The organism is Amycolatopsis sp. NPDC051372 (genome assembly GCF_040682095.1).
Taxonomy (GTDB): Bacteria; Actinomycetota; Actinomycetes; order Mycobacteriales; family Pseudonocardiaceae; genus Amycolatopsis.
Map to the genome: position 1 here is coordinate 43,765 of NZ_JBFBAF010000008.1, position 15,858 is coordinate 59,622.

The window sequence follows — 15,858 nt, forward strand, 5'->3', positions numbered from 1 at the left end:
CTTTGGTGCGGCCGCGACTACTTCTGCTGCTCGTCGCCGCCGAAGCGTTCCTTCAGCTTGTCGGCACCCTGGTGGATCTGATCGCCGTGCTTGCCGCCGGTCTTTTCGTCGGCGACGTCGGCGGCCTTGTCGACGCCCTGGTCGACCTTGTCCGGGTGCTGGCCCGCGAACTCCTGCAGCTTCTCCTTGGCCTTGTCGAACATGCCGGCCATCTCTCGCTCCCTTCCGTCGTGCCGAATTCCGGTGGACGTTTCGAGGAGTACCCAGCAGTTCACCGGGTCAGCCTCATTGTCCCCTCATCGGGTGAGGTGGGAACGCGAGGTTTTTCAGTTGAAGCGGCCGGCTCCGTCGATGTAGGACACCTTGTCGACGGTGATCCCGCCCTCGAGCAGCTCGTCGGCCCGCGCGACCAGGCCGCGCAGCGCGTCGTTGCCACTGTGGACCTTCAACGCGTCGAGGTCGGCGAACATCTCGTAGAAGACGAACTCGCCCTCACGCTTGTTCAGCAGGTAGAGCAGGGTGCCCTCTTCCTGCCGAGCCGCGTCGACGAGCCCTCGCAGCAGCTGCTCCACCTCCGCCTCTTTGCCCGCTTTGGGACGGATGTAGGCGATCTGCGCGACTGTCATTCCTGACCTCCAAGACGAGGGTGTTCCCGGCTTCCCCAACTTACTGGGTTCAGGGTGTGACGGTGCTGTGGTGTTGGAAGGGCCATTGCGCCACCGGACGCGCGAGCAGCTCCTCCGGCGGGTCGGGCAGGCGCGGGGGAACGGCGTTCCAGCGCGCGATGACCACGACGCGGTCCTGGCCGCCCAGGTAGACGTCGGCACCGGCGAAGTGCTCCGTGGCCGTGAGTTCCGGCACGGCGGTGGCCTCGACCCACGACAGCAAGTCCTGCTGGCGCCCCGGTGCGGCGCGGACTTCCCACATCAGTGTGTCGCTCATGGCCGAAACTCTACTGTGCCGATCGTTGCCAATCCGACCACAGTCACGGCCGAATGGCTTCGTAGAAGCGGTTACGTGCCGCGTGGGGGTCGGCCTGCTTTTGGCCGGATCAGTAACGGCGGCACCGTGGGCACGTCAGTGGCGGAGGCGATGTCCTGCGCGGTCAGGCGGAACGCTTCGGGGTAGTGCGCACGCTGGGTGCGGCGGGCCGGTTCCGTGCTGCGCCAGGTGTAGCGGCAGCGCGCGCACTGGTGGACGGTCCACACGCCGGCAACGGGGGAGTCGGCGAGCTTCGCGATGTCGGGGTGGTCACAACGGGGGCAGGTCACGGTCGGGGCTCCTTCCAGGGCGGTCATCGTGCGGCCAGCTTGCGCAGTTTGTCCACCCACGCGGCGGTTTCCGGCAGGTCCTTCACCGGCTGGCTGAAGTGGCCGCGCTCGTCCGGGGCGACGGGAGTGGTCGCGTCGATGATCATCTTGTGGGTGATGCCCGCGGGGTCTGCCGCCGGATCGAGGGCCACCACGGGCAGGTTCGGCAGCACCATCACGTCGCCGGCCGGGTTGACCTTCGTGGACACCGCCCACATCACGCGGGGCAGGTCGAACGGGTCCACGTCCTCGTCGACCACGATCACCGTCTTCAGGTACCCGAGGCCGTGCGGGGTGGTCATGGCGCGCATGCCGACGGTTTTCGCGAAGCCGCCGTAGCGCGACTTCGCGGAGATGATCGCCAGCAGGCCGTGGGTGTACATGGCGTTCACCGCCTGCACCTCGGGGAACTCCGCCGTGAGCTGCTGGTGGACCGGCACGCAGGTGTTGGCGGCCATGAGGAAGTCGATCTCGGTCCACGGCATGCCGAGGTAGAGAGACTCGAACACGGGGTGCGTGCGGTAGGAGATCCGGTCGATGCGGATCACGGGCATGCTGCGCCCGCCGGAGTAGTGGCCGGTGAACTCGCCGAACGGGCCCTCCAGCTCGCGGCGCCGGCCGACGATCACGCCCTCCAGTACCACTTCCGCGCCCCACGGCACGTCGAGGCCGGTCAGCGGCGCGGCCGTGACGGGGGCGGGGGCACCACGCAGGGCGCCGGCCAGCTCGTACTCGTTCTGGTCGTAGGCCAGGGGAGTGGCGGCGACGATGGGGATCACCGGGTCGTTGCCCAGCGCGATCGCCACCGGCAGATCCTCGCCCGCGCGCTCGGCCTTGGCCAGCTGCAACGCGATGTCGTGCATCGGCACGGGCTGGATGCCCAGCTCGGCGCGGCCTTTCACCTGCAGGCGGTAGATGCCGACATTCTGCTTGCCGTCGTTGCCGGGGTCCTCGGGATCGCGCGAGACGACGGCGGCCTTGTCCAGGTAGAAGCCGCCGTCGCCGTCGTTGAGGCGGAACAGGGGCAGCACGGAGAACAGATCGACGTCGTCGCCTTCGAGCACGTTTTCCGCCCACGGCGGGTCTTCGCGGCGCTCCACGGGCACCGGGAAGGTCTCCCAGCGGCGGATGAACTCCGCGACCTGGTCCTTCACGCCCGTGGCGGCGGGCAGCCCCAGCGCGAGCGCGTGGTTGGCCCAGGAACCGTGGACGTTGAGGGCGACGCGGGCGTCGGTGAAACCTTCGAGGTTGTCGAAATACAACGCGGGGGCGGCGTCGCCGAGCTTCGGCGCGGCGTTCGCGGCCGCCGCGAGGTCGGGCTCGGGGGAGACCTGCTCGGTCACCCGGACCAGCTGGCCTTCTTTGTCGAGCGTGGTCAGGAACGACCTGAGGTCGTCGTGGGGCATGGGTCCTCCTGCGGGTTCAGCCCGGTCCAGCGGCGGGCCGCGGGCGCGGACAGGCCGAACTGGTCGAGCACGCGCGCGACGACGTGGTCGAGCACGTCGTCGAGCGACTGCGGGTGGTTGTAGAAGGCGGGCATCGGCGGCACCATGACCGCGCCCATGCGGGTGAGCGCGAGCATGTTCTCCAGGTGGATCTCCGAAAGCGGTGTCTCGCGCGGCACCAGCACGAGCTTGCGCCGCTCCTTGAGCACCACGTCGGCGGCGCGGCCCAGCAGGCCGTCGGCGTAGCCGGTGCGGATGCCGGCGAGGGTTTTCATGCTGCACGGCACCACGATCATGCCGTCGGTGCGGAACGAGCCCGACGAGATCGCGGCCGCCTGGTCCTCGGGCGAGTGCACGACGTCGGCCAGTTCGCCGACTTCGCGCGCGGACAGCGAGGTCTCCAGGTGGATGGTGGTGCGGGCCCAGCGGCTCAGCACCAGGTGCGTCTCCACGTCCGGCATCGCGCGCAGCACCTCGAGCAGCCGGATGCCGAACGGGGCACCGGTCGCGCCCGTCATGCCGACGATCAGCCGCACGGCGGCACCTCCTCCTGCGTGTCGTTCACCGAACAAGTTCGTATACGAACCGTTCGCATTCATACTAACATGGCGATCATGACGAGCCGGATGGACGAGTCGGTCTTCCACGCGCTGCGGCGCGCGATGCAGGAGCACGGCGCCCGTTGGCAGGCGACGCTGCCGGGGCTCACGAAGCCGCAGTACGCCGTGCTGGTGGCGATCTCGGAGACGCCGGGGCTCGATCAGGGCGCGGCGGGGCAGCGGGCCGCGACGGACAAGGCGACGCTCGCGAACCTGCTGCTGCGCCTGGAAGAACGCGGGTTGATCACCCGCACGGTGGGCACCGACCGGCGCCGCCGCGAGCTGCGGCTCACGCAGGCGGGGGAGGAGCTGCTCGCCACGGCGACGCCCGTCGTCGATCGGGTGAACGAGTCGATGCTCGCGCCGCTCGACGACGACGAACGGCGCCAGCTCGTGGCGCTGCTCACCAAATTGGCGCTCTGAGGCCCGGTAGGGTCGGGCGATCGGCATCGGAGCTGAGGAGGGCACGTGGCGGGACCGCTGAGCGGACTGAAGGTCGTGGAGCTGGCCGGGATCGGCCCGGGCCCGCACGCGTGCATGGTGCTCGCCGACCTGGGGGCCGACGTCGTGCGCGTGGAGCGTCCCTCGGGCTCGCTCGACCTCACCGGCGGCAAGGCGGACCCGCTGCTGCGCGGCCGGCGTTCCGTGGCGGCCGACCTGAAGACGCCCGAAGGCCGCGACCTCGTGCTGCGGCTGGCCGCGAAGGCCGACGTGCTCGTGGAGGGCCTGCGTCCCGGCGTGACCGAACGCCTCGGCGTCGGCCCGGCCGACTGCCACGCGCTCAACCCGCGGCTGGTCTACGGCCGGATGACCGGCTGGGGCCAGGAGGGCCCGCTGGCGCAGCGCGCCGGGCACGACATCAACTACATCGGGCTCGTCGGCGTGCTCAACGCGATCGGCCGCGCGGGCGAGCGGCCGGTGCCGCCGCTCAACCTCGTGGGCGACTTCGGCGGCGGGTCGATGTTCCTGCTCGTCGGCGTGCTTTCCGCGCTGTGGGAACGGGAGCGCACGGGCCTGGGCCAGGTCGTGGACGCCGCGATGGTCGACGGCACGGGCGTGCTCGCGCTGATGGTGTGGTCGTTGCGCGGCCTCGGCGTGTGGTCCGACGAGCGCGGCGTGAACTTGCTCGACGGCGGCGCGCCCTTCTACGACACCTACGTGTGCGCGGACGGCCGCTACGTCGCCGTCGGCGCGCTGGAGCCGCAGTTCTACGCGGCGCTGCTCGCCGGGCTCGGCCTGGAGTCAGCGGATTTGCCGCCGCAGATGGAGAAAACGAGCTGGCCGACGCTGCGGGCCGAGTTCACCAAGGCGTTCCTTTCGCGCACGCGCGACGAGTGGGCCGAGGTGTTCGGTGGCGTCGACGCGTGTGTCACCCCGGTGCTGGAGCCGGACGAGGTCGCGGCGCACCCGCACATCGCGGCGCGCGCCGGCCTGGTCGAGCTCGACGGGGTGCTGCAGCCCGCTCCCGCGCCGCGGTTTTCGCGGACGGCACCGGATCTGCCGTCTGCGCCGCCGAAGCCGGGCGCCGACACGGAAGCGGTCATCGCCGACTGGTGCGCGTGACGGGCACCGGTTCCTCACTGCGACGTGGGGCGAGCGTCAGCACGGCCACCGCGACCACCGCGCCGCACGCGCCGACGAAAACGAACACCGCCGGGTAGCCCAGCGACAGGGAGATCTGGCCGACCAGCAGCGGACCGAACGCGTTGGCGAGGTGCCCGGCGCCGTAGCAGAGGCCGGTGGCCGTGGCGCGGATCTCCGCGGGGAACAGCCGCGGCGTGTGGGAGTAGAGGAGCGCGACGAGCGTCTGGTTCAGCGCGGCCACTAGGAAGCCGAAGATCACGATCGCGGCGGGGGTGAACGTCAGTCCATACGCGACACCCGCGCAGGCGAAGAGCAGGCTGAACACCGTGACGGGGCCGCGCAGGCCGAAGCGGTCGGCGACGGGCCAGGCCAGCAGCGCGCCGGGGACCGCGCCGAGGGTGGTCAGCGCGGTGTAGCCGACGCTGTGGGTGAGGGTGAAACCGTGCTCCTGCAACAGGGTCGGCGCGAACGAGGCGAACCCGTAGTAGCTGATGGTGAGGAAGATCCAGACGGTCGCCGGCATGGTGGTGCGGCGGGCGAAGCTGCCGCGGAAGAGCTGGAGTGGTGTCCCTGCGTCGGGAGTGCGCCGCCAGGCCGGTGATTCCGGTAGCCATCCGCTGATCACCAACGGGAAGACGCCGAGCGCGCCGAAGACGAAAACGAGCCGCCAGCTCTGCGGACCCAACCCGATCACGGCTCTCCCGAAGAACGCCATGGCCGGAATGCCGAGCAGTCCGACGGCGAGCGTGCCGGCCTGGACTCGGCCGCGCTGGTTCGCGGGGATGAGCTCCGCCAGGTAGGTGACCGCGACGACGGTCATCGCGCCGAGCCCGCAGCCGGTGAGGAAGCGGGTGGCCAGCAGGCTGATCGTGTCGAAGGCGCCCGCGGTGGCCAGGGAGCAGACGGAGAACCACAGCACGGAGCCGCGCAGCGCGCGCTTGCGTCCGGTTCGTTCGGCCACCCGGCCGCCGGCCGTGGCGCCGGCGAACATGCCGAGGAACCCCGCCGCCGTCACGACGGAGATCTCGCGCAGCCCGAGGTGCAACGTGTGGTGGACGGCCGGGGCGACGTAGGCGAAGGAGTTGATGTCGGCCAGCTCGAAGGCGAAGCACAGCGCGAGAGTGCCGGCCACTTTCCGGTGGTGGCGCGTCCAGGGGAGGCAGCCGGGCCGGGCGGGCAGCGTCACGCCAGTCCCTTTCGGACATCAGTGCGAAGCGGCCGCGGGTGGTGCCGCTTCGGTTACAGCGGTACCGCCCCGCCGAGGGTGGTGGCGGGGCGGTACCTGATCGGGCGCGGTGGGGTCACCAATCGGCGCCGGAGACCACCTCGGCGGACGGCGCGGTCTCGGCACCGAGCGCGCACGCCAGGGCGGCGAGCTCGGCGGTCTGGACGGCCGGCGGGTTCACCAGTCGGCCTTGCGGGCGAGGGAAACAGAGTTCGTCACGGGACAGGCTCCTTTTGCTCGATCGTCGGAAGGGGCACGAGCGGGGAGAGGGGAAGTCTCGAGGCGGCAGGGTCGGAGGCTCGGATGGGGAGGGCTCGGAGCGGGAGGTGTCGCGAGGCGCGGTTTCGGCGTGGGAGGGCTCGGAGCCGGAGTTCTCGCCGGGCACGGTTTCGCAGCGGCAGGTTCCGGAGCCGGAATCTCCCCAGGGAGATTCCGCATCCGGGAATCCCGGAGCGGGAGGTGGAGACAGTGGAACGGCCACGGCACACGCCCCTGGTGCTGCCCGCGGTCACCGGTCGGCCCCCTCGGCCGGCCGGGTCCGCCACGAGCAGCACCCCGGGCTCGGGCACCGCGCCCAGGCCCCCCACGGCGGCGCCCCGCCACCGTGCTGCCCCGAGACCGAGAACGAGGACGTCGCGAACTCCCTTGCGGAGCCCGCCGTCGGAACGCGGCCCGCCCAGTCTGCGGCCGGGGTGCGCCATTCGCTCTGGCGTCGCGGCCGCATGCGGGTGGCCGATTTCCCGGCGGCGCGGGCCCACCTTCCGAGCTGCCGGCGCGCCCTGGCTGTTGCCGCTGCTTTCGTGCGCGGCGGCCGATGGCGAGTTGTTCGGCGTGCCCGGGCGGGTCGGCAAGCTGCCCCGGAGGTCCGCCCTGCGGCCGGACCGCACAGCCGGCGCCGTCGGACCCGGCAGCCCGCCCAGGCTGCGCAGGGTTGCCGCGGAAGGGGTCGCGCACACCCACGCGGAGGACTCGGGAGTCCTCGGGTGAACGAAGGTGGCGGCCATGATCACGAAGCGTAGGGAGCCGGGTGGTGGTGAACAACTCCATCGCGCGGCGAGATCATTGCGCGCGGCGCAACGGTCGGGACATGCGTTTGCCGTGGGCGCGGGCGATGCGCGCGAGGGTTTGCACGCTGTCGGCGACGGTGGAGCTGCGGTGCCATGCCAGGAAGATCGTGCGGCCCGAGAACGACGGGTCGTCGATCGGGATGCGGGTGATGCGGGGGTGCTGGTGATCGTTCATGCCCTCCGGCACCACCGACACCCCGATCCCCGCGCCGACCATGGACTCGACGACGAACAGGTCGTTGCCCTCCACCGTGATCCGCGGGACGAAGCCGGCCCGCGCGCACGCGTTGACCATGTGCGTGCGGCTGCTCGACCCCGGTTCCATGGCGACGAACGGCCGCTCGCTGACCGCTCGCAGCGACACGCGTTCGCGCCCGGCGAGGTCGTCGCCGACGGGGACGGCCAGCAGCAGCGACTCGGTGAACAGCGGCTCCACCACGAGGTCCGACTCGGTCGGCGCCACCGACGAGAAGGCGGCGTCGGCGTCGCCGCGCAGCAGCGTCTCGACGACGCCGGTGGCCGGGCTTTGCGTGCAGCGCAGGCGCAGCTCCGGCCGTTCGGCGAGCAGGTCGGCCAGCACGCAGGGCACGAACCCCAGCCCCAGCGAGTACGTGTGCGCGATCCGCAGGAGCCGTTGCGGCTCGCCGGCGTCGGCGAGCGCCGCGCCGACCGCGTCGGATCGCGCGCGCAGCACGGCGTGCGCCTCGCGCACCAGCACGTGCCCCGCCGGCAGCATCCGCACGCGGCGGCCGTCCTGCTCCACGAGTCGGATCTCCAGCTTCCGCTCCAGCGCGCGGATTCCGCGCTGGACCGTCGCCACGCTCACGCCGAGCTCCGCGGCGGTCTGCCCGAAGTGCTCGGTGTCGGCGAAGCTCAGGAGCAGCTCCAGGTCCGCGAAAGTGACCTTGCCGGCGCGTCCGTCGTCCACCCGTCCGATTATCCGCCCAGGGCCGAGGTGGCGGATGTCGCTGCGAATGTCACCTTTCCGGCCTGGTCGTGCGGGATGTCGTTCCACCAGCCGCGATGGAAGTGCCGGGCGGCGTGAGAGACGGGTCCGAAAGTACCGCTGCGGCTGCCCCGATGGTCATTTCGGCGGCCCTGCCCCGTTATCGTCATCCGGATGCGGGGGCTGGGGGCGGATTTCCGGAGGCTGTGGTGGGCGTTCACCGCGAGCGAGACGGGCTCGGCCATCGGCTACGGCGCGATCCCCCTCGTGGCGGTGCTGATCCTGCACGCGTCCGCCGCCGAGGTGTCCCTGCTCGCCGCGATCCCCGGCCTCGCCGGCGCGCTGATCTCCCTGCCGATCGGCGGGTTCGTGGAGTTCCGGCGCAAACGGCCGGTGATGATCACCGCCGACGTCGTGCGGTTCGTCGCCCTCGCGAGCGTGCCGGTGGCGATCGGGCTGGGCGTGGTGTCGCTGGCTCAGCTGTACGTGGTCGGTGCCGTGCAGACGGTCGCGCTCGTCGCCTTCACCGCCGCCAGCGGAGCGCACCTTCGGGCACTGGTCACCGCGCGCCAGCGTGCCGAAGCCGCCAGCCGCTTCGAAGCCGCGAGCTGGACGGTGAACTCCGCCGGGCCACCCGTCGGCGGAGTGCTGGTCTCGCTGACCGGCCCGGCCGTGACGATGCTGGTCGACGCCGTCTCCTACCTCGCGTCCGCCCTCGGCGTGCGCTCGCTCCGCAGCCCGGAGCCACCGCCACCCGCGCGCACCACGCCGGCGCACGTCGGCCGTGACCTGCTCGAAGGCTGGCGCTACCTGCTGCACAGGCGCGAACTCGCGCTGCTGTTCGCCAACGCGCTGCTCTTCGGCTCCGCCGTGCTCGCCATCTCGCCGCTGGAGACCGTGTTCATGCTCGACGACCTGGGTTTCCGCCCGTGGCAGTACGGCCTGGTCATCGGCCTGCCCTGCCTCGGCGGCGTCCTGGGCGCCCGTCTCGCACCCCGCCTGGCGGCGCGCTTCGGCACGCGCCGGGTGCTGATCTGGGCCGGAATCGCCCGCACGCCATGGGTGCTGGCCATTCCGTTCGTGGGGCCCGGCCTCGGGGGCGTGCTCGCGTTCCTGGCGATCGACACCCTGCTGCTGCTCGCCGCCGGGGTGTTCAACCCGCTGTTCAGCGCCCACCGCATGACGTTGACGCGCGAGGACATGATGGCGCGAGTCCTCGCCGGCTGGTCCGCCGGCAGCCGCCTGGTCCGGCCGCTGTTCATCGTCGCCGCGGGCCTCCTCGCGAGCGCCACGGACGTCCGGGTCGCGATCGCCGCCGCGGGTGTCCTTTGTGTCCTCAGTGTCCCGTTGCTCCTGGTCCCCGGAACCCGGGAATCCAGCCCGGAACCTGACTCGATTACCCCCGCATCCGGTGGCTAGCGTGAGACCCATGGATCTCCCCGACGGTCTTCTCGCTCTGCTGGAACAGCCGAGCCTCTGCTTCATCGCCACGACCATGCCCGACGGCTCGCCGCAGCTGACGCAGACGTGGGTGGACACCGACGGCAAGCACATCCTCGTCAACACGGTCGAGGGTTTCCGCAAGGTGCGCAACATCGAGCGCGACCCGCGAGTGGCGCTGAACATCGCGGACGCGACGCATCCGTTCCGCTACTTCACCGTCCGCGGGCGCGTGCTGGAGGCGACCACCGAGGGCGCCGCCGAGCACATCGACAAGCTCGCCCTCCGCTACACCGGGCAGCCCTACGCGTGGTACGGCGGGCGCGACCAGGTGCGGCTGATGCTGCGCATCGAGGCCGAGCACATCGGGTCGATGGGCTGAAGCTCACAACAGCCGCACCGGCAAAGACTCGTGCCCGTTGGTGATGAACGACGCCAGCGGGCGCAAGTCCTCGGCGGGAACGGCCAGTGCCAGCTGCGGGAACCGGGCGAACAGCGCGGGCAGCGCGATCTCGGCCTCCATCCGGGCCAGCGGCGCGCCCAGGCAGTAGTGCGCGCCGTGGCCGAAGGCCAGTGACGACTTGTTCGCCCGCGTCACGTCGAAAACCCCGGCGTCGGGCCCGTGGCACGCCTCGTCGCGCCCGGACGGGCCGAACGAGGCCAGGATCGGGTCCCCGGCGTGGATCGTGGTGCCGGCGACGTCGATGTCGGCCAGGGCGTAGCGCAGGGGCAGGTGGGAGACGGGCGACTGCCAGCGCAGGCTTTTGTCGATCACGTCGGACCAGCCGCGGTCGCCGTCGAGCACGAGGGCAGCTGCGCGGGGTGCGTGAGCAGCGCGGCCACGGATTGGTCGAGGAGATTGACCGTGGTTTCGTGCCCGGCCGTGATCACCAGCATCAGCGAATCGAGCAGTTCCGCGTCCGTCAGGGCGGAGCCGTCGTCGTCGCGCGCGGCGATGAGCACGGTGGCCAGGTCGTCGCCGGGCTCGGCGCGGCGGGTCTCGGCGAGGCCGCCCAGCAGTTCGTACAGCCGCGCGACGTTGGCGGTCGCCTCCTCCGCCGTGGCCGACGTCGCGAACAGTCCCGCCACGCCCTCGCGCAACCCCGGCCGTGACTCCTCCGGCACGCCCACGAGCCGGCAGATCACCTCGATCGGCAGCGAGTAGCAGTAGTTCTCGCGCAGGTCGGTGTGCGCGGGCCCGGCGGCGAGACCGTCGAGCAGGTCCGCGGTGAGCTCCTCGACCCGCGGCCGCATGCCCTCGATGCGCCGGGGAGTGAACGCCTGCGACACCAGCGAACGCAGCCGGCGGTGCTCGCTGCCGTAGGCGGTGAACATGTTCTGCACGGAAACCCAGATGTGCAGCGGCCAGTCTTCGGGGATCTCGCCGGCGCGGTAGGCGGGCCAGTGCCGTCGCGGATCCCTTCGACACGGCGGGTCGGTGAGCAGCTGCTTCAACGCCGCGGGGCTCGTGACCACCCACGCCGGCACACCACCCGGCAGCTCGACCGGCGTCAGCGGCCCCCGTTCGCGCAGCCGCGCGCCTTCGCCGTGCACGTCGCGCGCGGCGGGGTCGAGCACGAAGGGGGTCGCGGTGTGGTCCATCGGCGGGTGCTCCTCGCTGGCCGGTGTGTCCACAGAGGACGGTTGTCCTCGCCGGGCACCGGTGCTGGGAACCGTAGCGCGCGACCGACCCGAACCGTCCCCCCGAAAGGGGTCCGATGATCATTCGGGGTGAAGGCCGTCAAGAGGGGTTGACGAGCGCCGAACGCGCGCCCCGAACAGTCCCCGAACGCGGAAAAGGGCGCCATCCCGGCCCACCCGGATGGCGCCCCGCCCTCGGAGATTCCGCTCAGCCGTCGGAGCGGCGGCGGTGCAGCGAGAACTTCTCGAACACCGAAAGCTCGCCGTGCGGCTTGTTCACGTTGTAGTAGGTCACGTGCATGGTCGTCGTGTCGCCGCGGTGGCGGCCCGGGTCCACGGTGAAGGACGCGAAGCCGTAGGGGTGCTCCTCGTCGCGGACCGCGCTCCACACGGCCTGCTCCTCGACGTAGGTCGACACGCGCTTGCCCGTGCCCGGGTCTGCTTTGGCGGAGACGGCGGTGATGACCTTGCCCGTGCCGTCCTTGAAGAAGCTGCCGTTGGTCGTGCCGGAGACCCCGCCGCCGCCGAGGATCATGTGCACGGTGCCGTGCGAGGCGTCGATGTTGTCGGTCGCCGTCGAGACCGGGTTCGGCGTGAGCGTCTCGCTGCCGGAGACGACCCCGTGCACGGCCAGCGAACGCTCGTAGTCGTGCTCGTGCCCGCACAGCACCAGGTCCACGCCGTACTGGTCGAACAGCGGCCCGTACTTCTCGCGCAGGCCGAGGTCGGCACCGTTGGCGTCCGACGTGCTGATCATGACCTGGTGCATCGCGACGACGATCCAGTCGATGTCGTTCGACGCGCGGGCCGCGGCCAGCTCCTTCTTCAGCCACGCGAGCTGGCGGCCGCCGGAGTAGCCGTTGATGTAGACGTCGCCGCCGTCCTGCAGGGCGTTGTCGTCGTTCTGCAGCACGATCACGCGCACCGAGCCGACGGTGAAGCCGTACCACAGGCCGGCCAGCTCGCGGTCGGTCTCGGTGGAGGGCAGCTGGAAGTAGGCCTGGTATGCGCCGAGGCCGATCTCGCCGTTGAGCTTCTCGATCTCGTGGTTGCCCGCGGCGGGCATCCACGGCCGGTAGCGCGCGGAGCGGGTGTTGTTGGTGAAGAAGTTGTTCCACGTGCGCACGCGGTCGACGTCGAGGTTCGCGTAGCAGAGGTCGCCGTTGAGCAGGTGGAACAGCGGCGCGACCGTCTCGATGCCGGTGACGATGTCCTTGGTCGCCGGCGTGGAGTTCGCGTCGAGGCCCACGGCGCCCGCGGCGTTCCAGGTGACCTGCGGCGCCGACTGGTCGCCGAAGCTGGTGAACGTGAAGGCCGAGCGGCCGCTCGGGGCGGTGCGGAAGGTGGCCGCGTCGGGCGTCGCGCCGTCGTGCTGCGCGGCGTAGATGTACTCGGTGCCGGGACGCAGCCGGTCGAGCATCGCGTGGTGCACCCACACGGTGCGGCCGGACGTGCCGTCGACGTACGTGCGCGTGTCGGCCTGCGCCACCGCGCCGAAGCCGCCGTCGAGCGTCCCGTACAGCACGCGCGGCTTGCGCACGGAGGCTTCGGTGATCCACGAGACCACCATCTGGCGCGCGGGGTCACGGCCGAAGGTGAGGTGCAGGCCCTGCACCGGTGTGGTGCCGGAGCCGACCTGCGGCACGAACGCGGCGCTCTGCGGCGCGGCGGCGGCCACTCCGGTGCCCAGCAGGGGCACTGCGGCGCCCGCGCCCAGCAGGCCCAGAGCCCCCCGGCGGCTTACGGTGTGTTTGCTGGTCTCGGACATGACCCTCCTCGGCTTCGGCCAGGAGAACCTAGGCGCGCAGGCCGACGCGGTGATGAACGAGACCTGTCAGCCGCGTGAAGTGTCTCCGAGCGCGGGTGTCCGCTTTGGGCCGGACGGTCCAATCAGGACACCCGCGCACCGGAACTTTTCGGGCATAGGCGGCGAAACCGCGTCAGCGGCTCGCGAGGAACCGGTCGTACGCGGCGACCACGTCGGCGGTCGCCAGCACCGGGCCGTTCGGGTCCTTGGCGTCGTCGTCCCAGCGGCGGACGAGCACGGCCTCCTCGGCGTTCGGGTGGGACGCGAACTCGACGACCTCCGGGGCCGTCATCGGGCCGCCCTGGACCTTCAGCGACGCGACGGACGCGGGGCTGAGGTGGTCGTGGTACTCGGCGTCGGTGGCGACGAGGTAGCGCTTGGCCGGCACGTGCTGCGCGATGATCCACGCGGCGCGCTCGCCGAGGTGGCGGCGCGCGAACTCGGCGCCGGACAGCTCGTGCGGCAGGCCCGGCCACTCCTCGCGGACGGCCCGGGCGCGGCCGATGTCGTGCAGCGTCGCGGCCAGGACGAGCTCGTCGTCGCCGCCGTGCCGCGCGGCGAACCAGCCGGCCTGCAGCGCGTGGGTGCGCTGGTCCACGGCCTCGCCGCCGTAGGGCAGTCCGGCAAGACCGTCGACGAGCTCGGCCAGCGCTTCTCGGGTGAGGGTCACGGCTTCTCCTCCAGCGTGCTGACGAGCTCTTCCGCGAGCTCGCGGGTGGCGGCGACGACACCGGACCAGCGGCGCGTCAGGTCGGGGTCGATCTCCAGCGGACGGCCGTTCACGTCGAGCACGGCGCCGCCGGCGGCGGGGACCATCACCATCGCCGCGGCGAGGTCCATGATCCGGTGGGTGTCGGAGCCCGCGTCGGCGAACGCGTCGGTGGAGCCCTCGGCGACCAGGGCCGCCTCGAGGCAGCTGGTGGACAGGATCCGCACGCGCGAGGCGCGCTTGGCCACGCGCCACCACGCGTCGTCGTCGGAGCCGTGCGGGCGCAGCAGGCTCACGGCCGCGCCGTCGAGCTCACGCCGGCCCGTGGTGCGATACGGCGTCGGCCGGCCGGCGACGGCGTGCCAGCAGCGGCCGGTGTCGAGCCAGCAGGTCAGGGCCTCGGTCGCGACCCCGTCCACGGCCACGACGCCGGCGAACGCCGAGAGCGGCACGCCGGCCGCCGCGTTGGCGGTGCCGTCGACCGGGTCGACGACGAGCGTCACCGACGAACCGTGGTCGATCACGCCGATCTCTTCGCTCAGCAGGTTCACGCGGTGGGAGTCCACGACCTCGGCGACGGCGGTGTCGACGAGGATGTCCAGCCGCATCGTCGGCGTCCCGTCGGCGCCGATCTGCACCTTCTCCGCCAGTTCCGCGCGGGTGTGCTTCGCCCGGGCCGCGGCGAACGCGGCGACGGCCGCGCGGGTGGCGTCGGCGAGGGCGGGGTGCGTGCCCTCGGGGATCACGGGCTCGGGCACGGGCCATCCGATGAAACTCATGCGCGCACCTCGCTGCGCTCGGCGCCGCGGCTGAGCCGCGAAGCGCTGTGTCGATTCGATTCCCTCGCGAGCCCGGTCATGCCTTGCTCACCAGGGTGGTGTGGACGACCGGCCACCGCGGGCCCGCCGCGATGAGGGCGAGGTCGGCGCGCCGGCCGGCTTCGAGCCGGCCGCGGTCGTCGAGCCCCGCGACGGCCGCGGGACCGCTCGTGACGAGCGCGATGGCTTCGGGCAGGGTCACGAGGCCGTCGTCGACGAGCGCGAACGCCGCCGCGAGCAAGCCCGAGGGCAGGTAGTCCGACGCGAGCGCCGTCACCAGGCCCAGAGCGACGAGGTCCCGGCCCGACGCGTTGCCGTTGTGGGAACCGCCGCGCAGCACGTTCGGCGCGCCCATCACCACGGGCAGGCCGTGTTCGCGAGCCTCTCGCGCCGCCTCGACGGTGGTCGGGAACTCGGCGACGGAACCGCCGCGTTCCACCAGCTCGCCGATTTCCTGCGCCGACGCCGGATCGTGGCCCAGCAGGCGGATCCGGCCCGCGCGGGCCTGCTCGCCGAGCCACCCCATCGCGTCCTCGCGCACGCCGAGCCGGCCGTCGCGCTCGGAGATCAGCTTGGTCACGTGGTCCGCCGCTTCCTGCTCCGACAGCCCGCGCACGCCCATGAGGTAGCGCTCGTAATAGCTGCGGTCGGCGTACTGGCCCTGACCGGGCGTGTGGTCCTCATGCGACACGAGCGGCGCGACACCGGTGTCCGGCGCCTCGGCGATCCGGCTCTGCAGCGCCTGAAGGCCTTCGGGGGAGCGGACGTCGAGCCGGTAGAGGATCCGGTGGTCCACCAGGTTCGCCGAGCGCTCGTCCACCGCGTGGCACACGTCGTGGGCGCGCTCGACCGTGCGGGCCAGCCCGCGGCTCTGCTCGAACCCGGCGCCGTGGAACGCGGTCGTCACCGCCGCCGCGCGCAGCTTGCCCTCGAACGACAGCAGCGCGAACTCCATCGGCAGCTCGGCGCCGGGCCGGGGCAGCCGCTCCTTCTCCAGCCCGTCGCTGTGCACGTCGACGAGACCGGGGACGCACAACAGGCCCTGACCGTCCACATCGGCCTCGACGCCGGGCGCGTGCGGCTCAACGGTGGCGACCACGCCGTCGCGCACCGCCACCAGCGCGTCGTCGAGCACGCGGTCCGGCAGCACCGCGCGCACGTGCCCGAGCACGTAGTCCGCGGGCGGCGCGCCGAGCGTCCACTGATCGGTTCGGGACTCGAACACTTCGGCAGTCATGCCGCCTCCGCGGTGGTGAGAACGTCGGCA

Annotated in this window: 18 protein-coding genes; 4 read left to right on the plus strand and 14 right to left on the minus strand. The window is 71.8% G+C overall.

Translation table 11 applies throughout. From position 1 onward, the window contains the following. Window positions 1-17 precede the first annotated feature (17 nt). From AB0M56_RS14120 to AB0M56_RS14145, 6 genes are all read right to left on the minus strand, one after another. Window positions 18-212 (minus strand): antitoxin, encoded by a 195-nt coding sequence (locus tag AB0M56_RS14120; protein ID WP_364175064.1) that lies wholly within the window; start codon window positions 210-212, stop codon window positions 18-20. A gap of 114 nt (window positions 213-326) precedes the next feature. After that, window positions 327-626, minus strand: coding sequence for a putative quinol monooxygenase (locus AB0M56_RS14125; RefSeq protein WP_364175067.1), 300 nt, complete (start codon window positions 624-626; stop codon window positions 327-329). Between the two features lie 49 nt (window positions 627-675). Next, complete coding sequence (locus tag AB0M56_RS14130; RefSeq protein WP_354875167.1) at window positions 676-942, minus strand: hypothetical protein; 267 nt, start codon at window positions 940-942, stop codon at window positions 676-678. Between the two features lie 71 nt (window positions 943-1,013). Next, window positions 1,014-1,271 (minus strand): non-oxidative hydroxyarylic acid decarboxylases subunit D, encoded by a 258-nt coding sequence (locus AB0M56_RS14135; protein ID WP_364175070.1) that lies wholly within the window; start codon window positions 1,269-1,271, stop codon window positions 1,014-1,016. A 23-nt stretch (window positions 1,272-1,294) separates the two neighbouring features. Next, window positions 1,295-2,716 (minus strand): non-oxidative hydroxyarylic acid decarboxylases subunit C, encoded by a 1,422-nt coding sequence (locus AB0M56_RS14140; RefSeq protein ID WP_364175073.1) that lies wholly within the window; start codon window positions 2,714-2,716, stop codon window positions 1,295-1,297. Further along, window positions 2,686-3,291 (minus strand): non-oxidative hydroxyarylic acid decarboxylases subunit B, encoded by a 606-nt coding sequence (locus AB0M56_RS14145; RefSeq protein WP_364175075.1) that lies wholly within the window; start codon window positions 3,289-3,291, stop codon window positions 2,686-2,688. Before AB0M56_RS14145 ends, AB0M56_RS14140 begins: the two co-directional genes overlap by 31 nt. A 78-nt stretch (window positions 3,292-3,369) precedes the next feature. Here AB0M56_RS14145 and AB0M56_RS14150 point away from each other — a divergent pair, with 78 nt between their 5' ends. Both AB0M56_RS14150 and AB0M56_RS14155 read left to right on the plus strand, forming a co-directional pair. After that, a complete protein-coding gene (locus AB0M56_RS14150; protein ID WP_364175078.1) occupies window positions 3,370-3,777 on the plus strand; it encodes a MarR family winged helix-turn-helix transcriptional regulator in 408 nt (135 codons plus the stop codon). Window positions 3,778-3,822: 45 nt separating this feature from the next. Then, window positions 3,823-4,917 carry a CaiB/BaiF CoA-transferase family protein gene (locus AB0M56_RS14155; RefSeq protein ID WP_364175080.1) on the plus strand — a complete coding sequence of 365 codons (1,095 nt, stop codon included), beginning with the start codon at window positions 3,823-3,825 and terminating at the stop codon, window positions 4,915-4,917. Here AB0M56_RS14155 and AB0M56_RS14160 read toward each other — a convergent pair. Next, window positions 4,895-6,124: an MFS transporter gene (locus AB0M56_RS14160; RefSeq protein ID WP_364175083.1), complete on the minus strand. Its 1,230-nt coding sequence runs from the start codon at window positions 6,122-6,124 to the stop codon at window positions 4,895-4,897. The genes AB0M56_RS14155 and AB0M56_RS14160 overlap by 23 nt on opposite strands. A gap of 1,098 nt (window positions 6,125-7,222) precedes the next feature. Then, window positions 7,223-8,158 carry a LysR family transcriptional regulator gene (locus AB0M56_RS14165; RefSeq protein ID WP_364175086.1) on the minus strand — a complete coding sequence of 312 codons (936 nt, stop codon included), beginning with the start codon at window positions 8,156-8,158 and terminating at the stop codon, window positions 7,223-7,225. Window positions 8,159-8,350: 192 nt separating this feature from the next. On the opposite strand from AB0M56_RS14165, the gene AB0M56_RS14170 reads away from it, so the two are divergent. After that, window positions 8,351-9,595 (plus strand): MFS transporter, encoded by a 1,245-nt coding sequence (locus AB0M56_RS14170; protein WP_364175089.1) that lies wholly within the window; start codon window positions 8,351-8,353, stop codon window positions 9,593-9,595. 10 nt (window positions 9,596-9,605) lie between these two features. Beyond that, complete coding sequence (locus AB0M56_RS14175; protein ID WP_364175092.1) at window positions 9,606-9,998, plus strand: PPOX class F420-dependent oxidoreductase; 393 nt, start codon at window positions 9,606-9,608, stop codon at window positions 9,996-9,998. Window positions 9,999-10,001: 3 nt separating this feature from the next. Here the strand turns inward: AB0M56_RS14175 and AB0M56_RS14180 are convergent, their stop codons facing one another. From AB0M56_RS14180 to AB0M56_RS14205, 6 genes are all read right to left on the minus strand, one after another. After that, window positions 10,002-10,421, minus strand: a complete 420-nt coding sequence (locus AB0M56_RS14180) for a cytochrome P450 (protein WP_364175095.1) — start codon at window positions 10,419-10,421, stop codon at window positions 10,002-10,004. Further along, on the minus strand, window positions 10,388-11,218 hold the full coding sequence (locus AB0M56_RS14185) for a hypothetical protein (protein WP_364175098.1): 831 nt from the start codon (window positions 11,216-11,218) through the stop codon (window positions 10,388-10,390). Before AB0M56_RS14185 ends, AB0M56_RS14180 begins: the two co-directional genes overlap by 34 nt. A 247-nt stretch (window positions 11,219-11,465) precedes the next feature. Next, entirely contained in the window at window positions 11,466-13,025 is a 1,560-nt protein-coding gene (locus AB0M56_RS14190; protein WP_364175101.1) for a metallophosphoesterase family protein, read from the minus strand. Between the two features lie 172 nt (window positions 13,026-13,197). After that, a complete protein-coding gene (locus AB0M56_RS14195) occupies window positions 13,198-13,734 on the minus strand; it encodes an HD domain-containing protein (protein ID WP_364175104.1) in 537 nt (178 codons plus the stop codon). Next, complete coding sequence (locus tag AB0M56_RS14200; RefSeq protein ID WP_364175107.1) at window positions 13,731-14,552, minus strand: inositol monophosphatase family protein; 822 nt, start codon at window positions 14,550-14,552, stop codon at window positions 13,731-13,733. The genes AB0M56_RS14195 and AB0M56_RS14200 overlap by 4 nt, the downstream gene beginning before the upstream one ends. A 76-nt stretch (window positions 14,553-14,628) precedes the next feature. Further along, window positions 14,629-15,828 (minus strand): alpha-D-ribose 1-methylphosphonate 5-triphosphate diphosphatase, encoded by a 1,200-nt coding sequence (locus AB0M56_RS14205; protein ID WP_364175110.1) that lies wholly within the window; start codon window positions 15,826-15,828, stop codon window positions 14,629-14,631. Window positions 15,829-15,858: the final 30 nt, after the last annotated feature.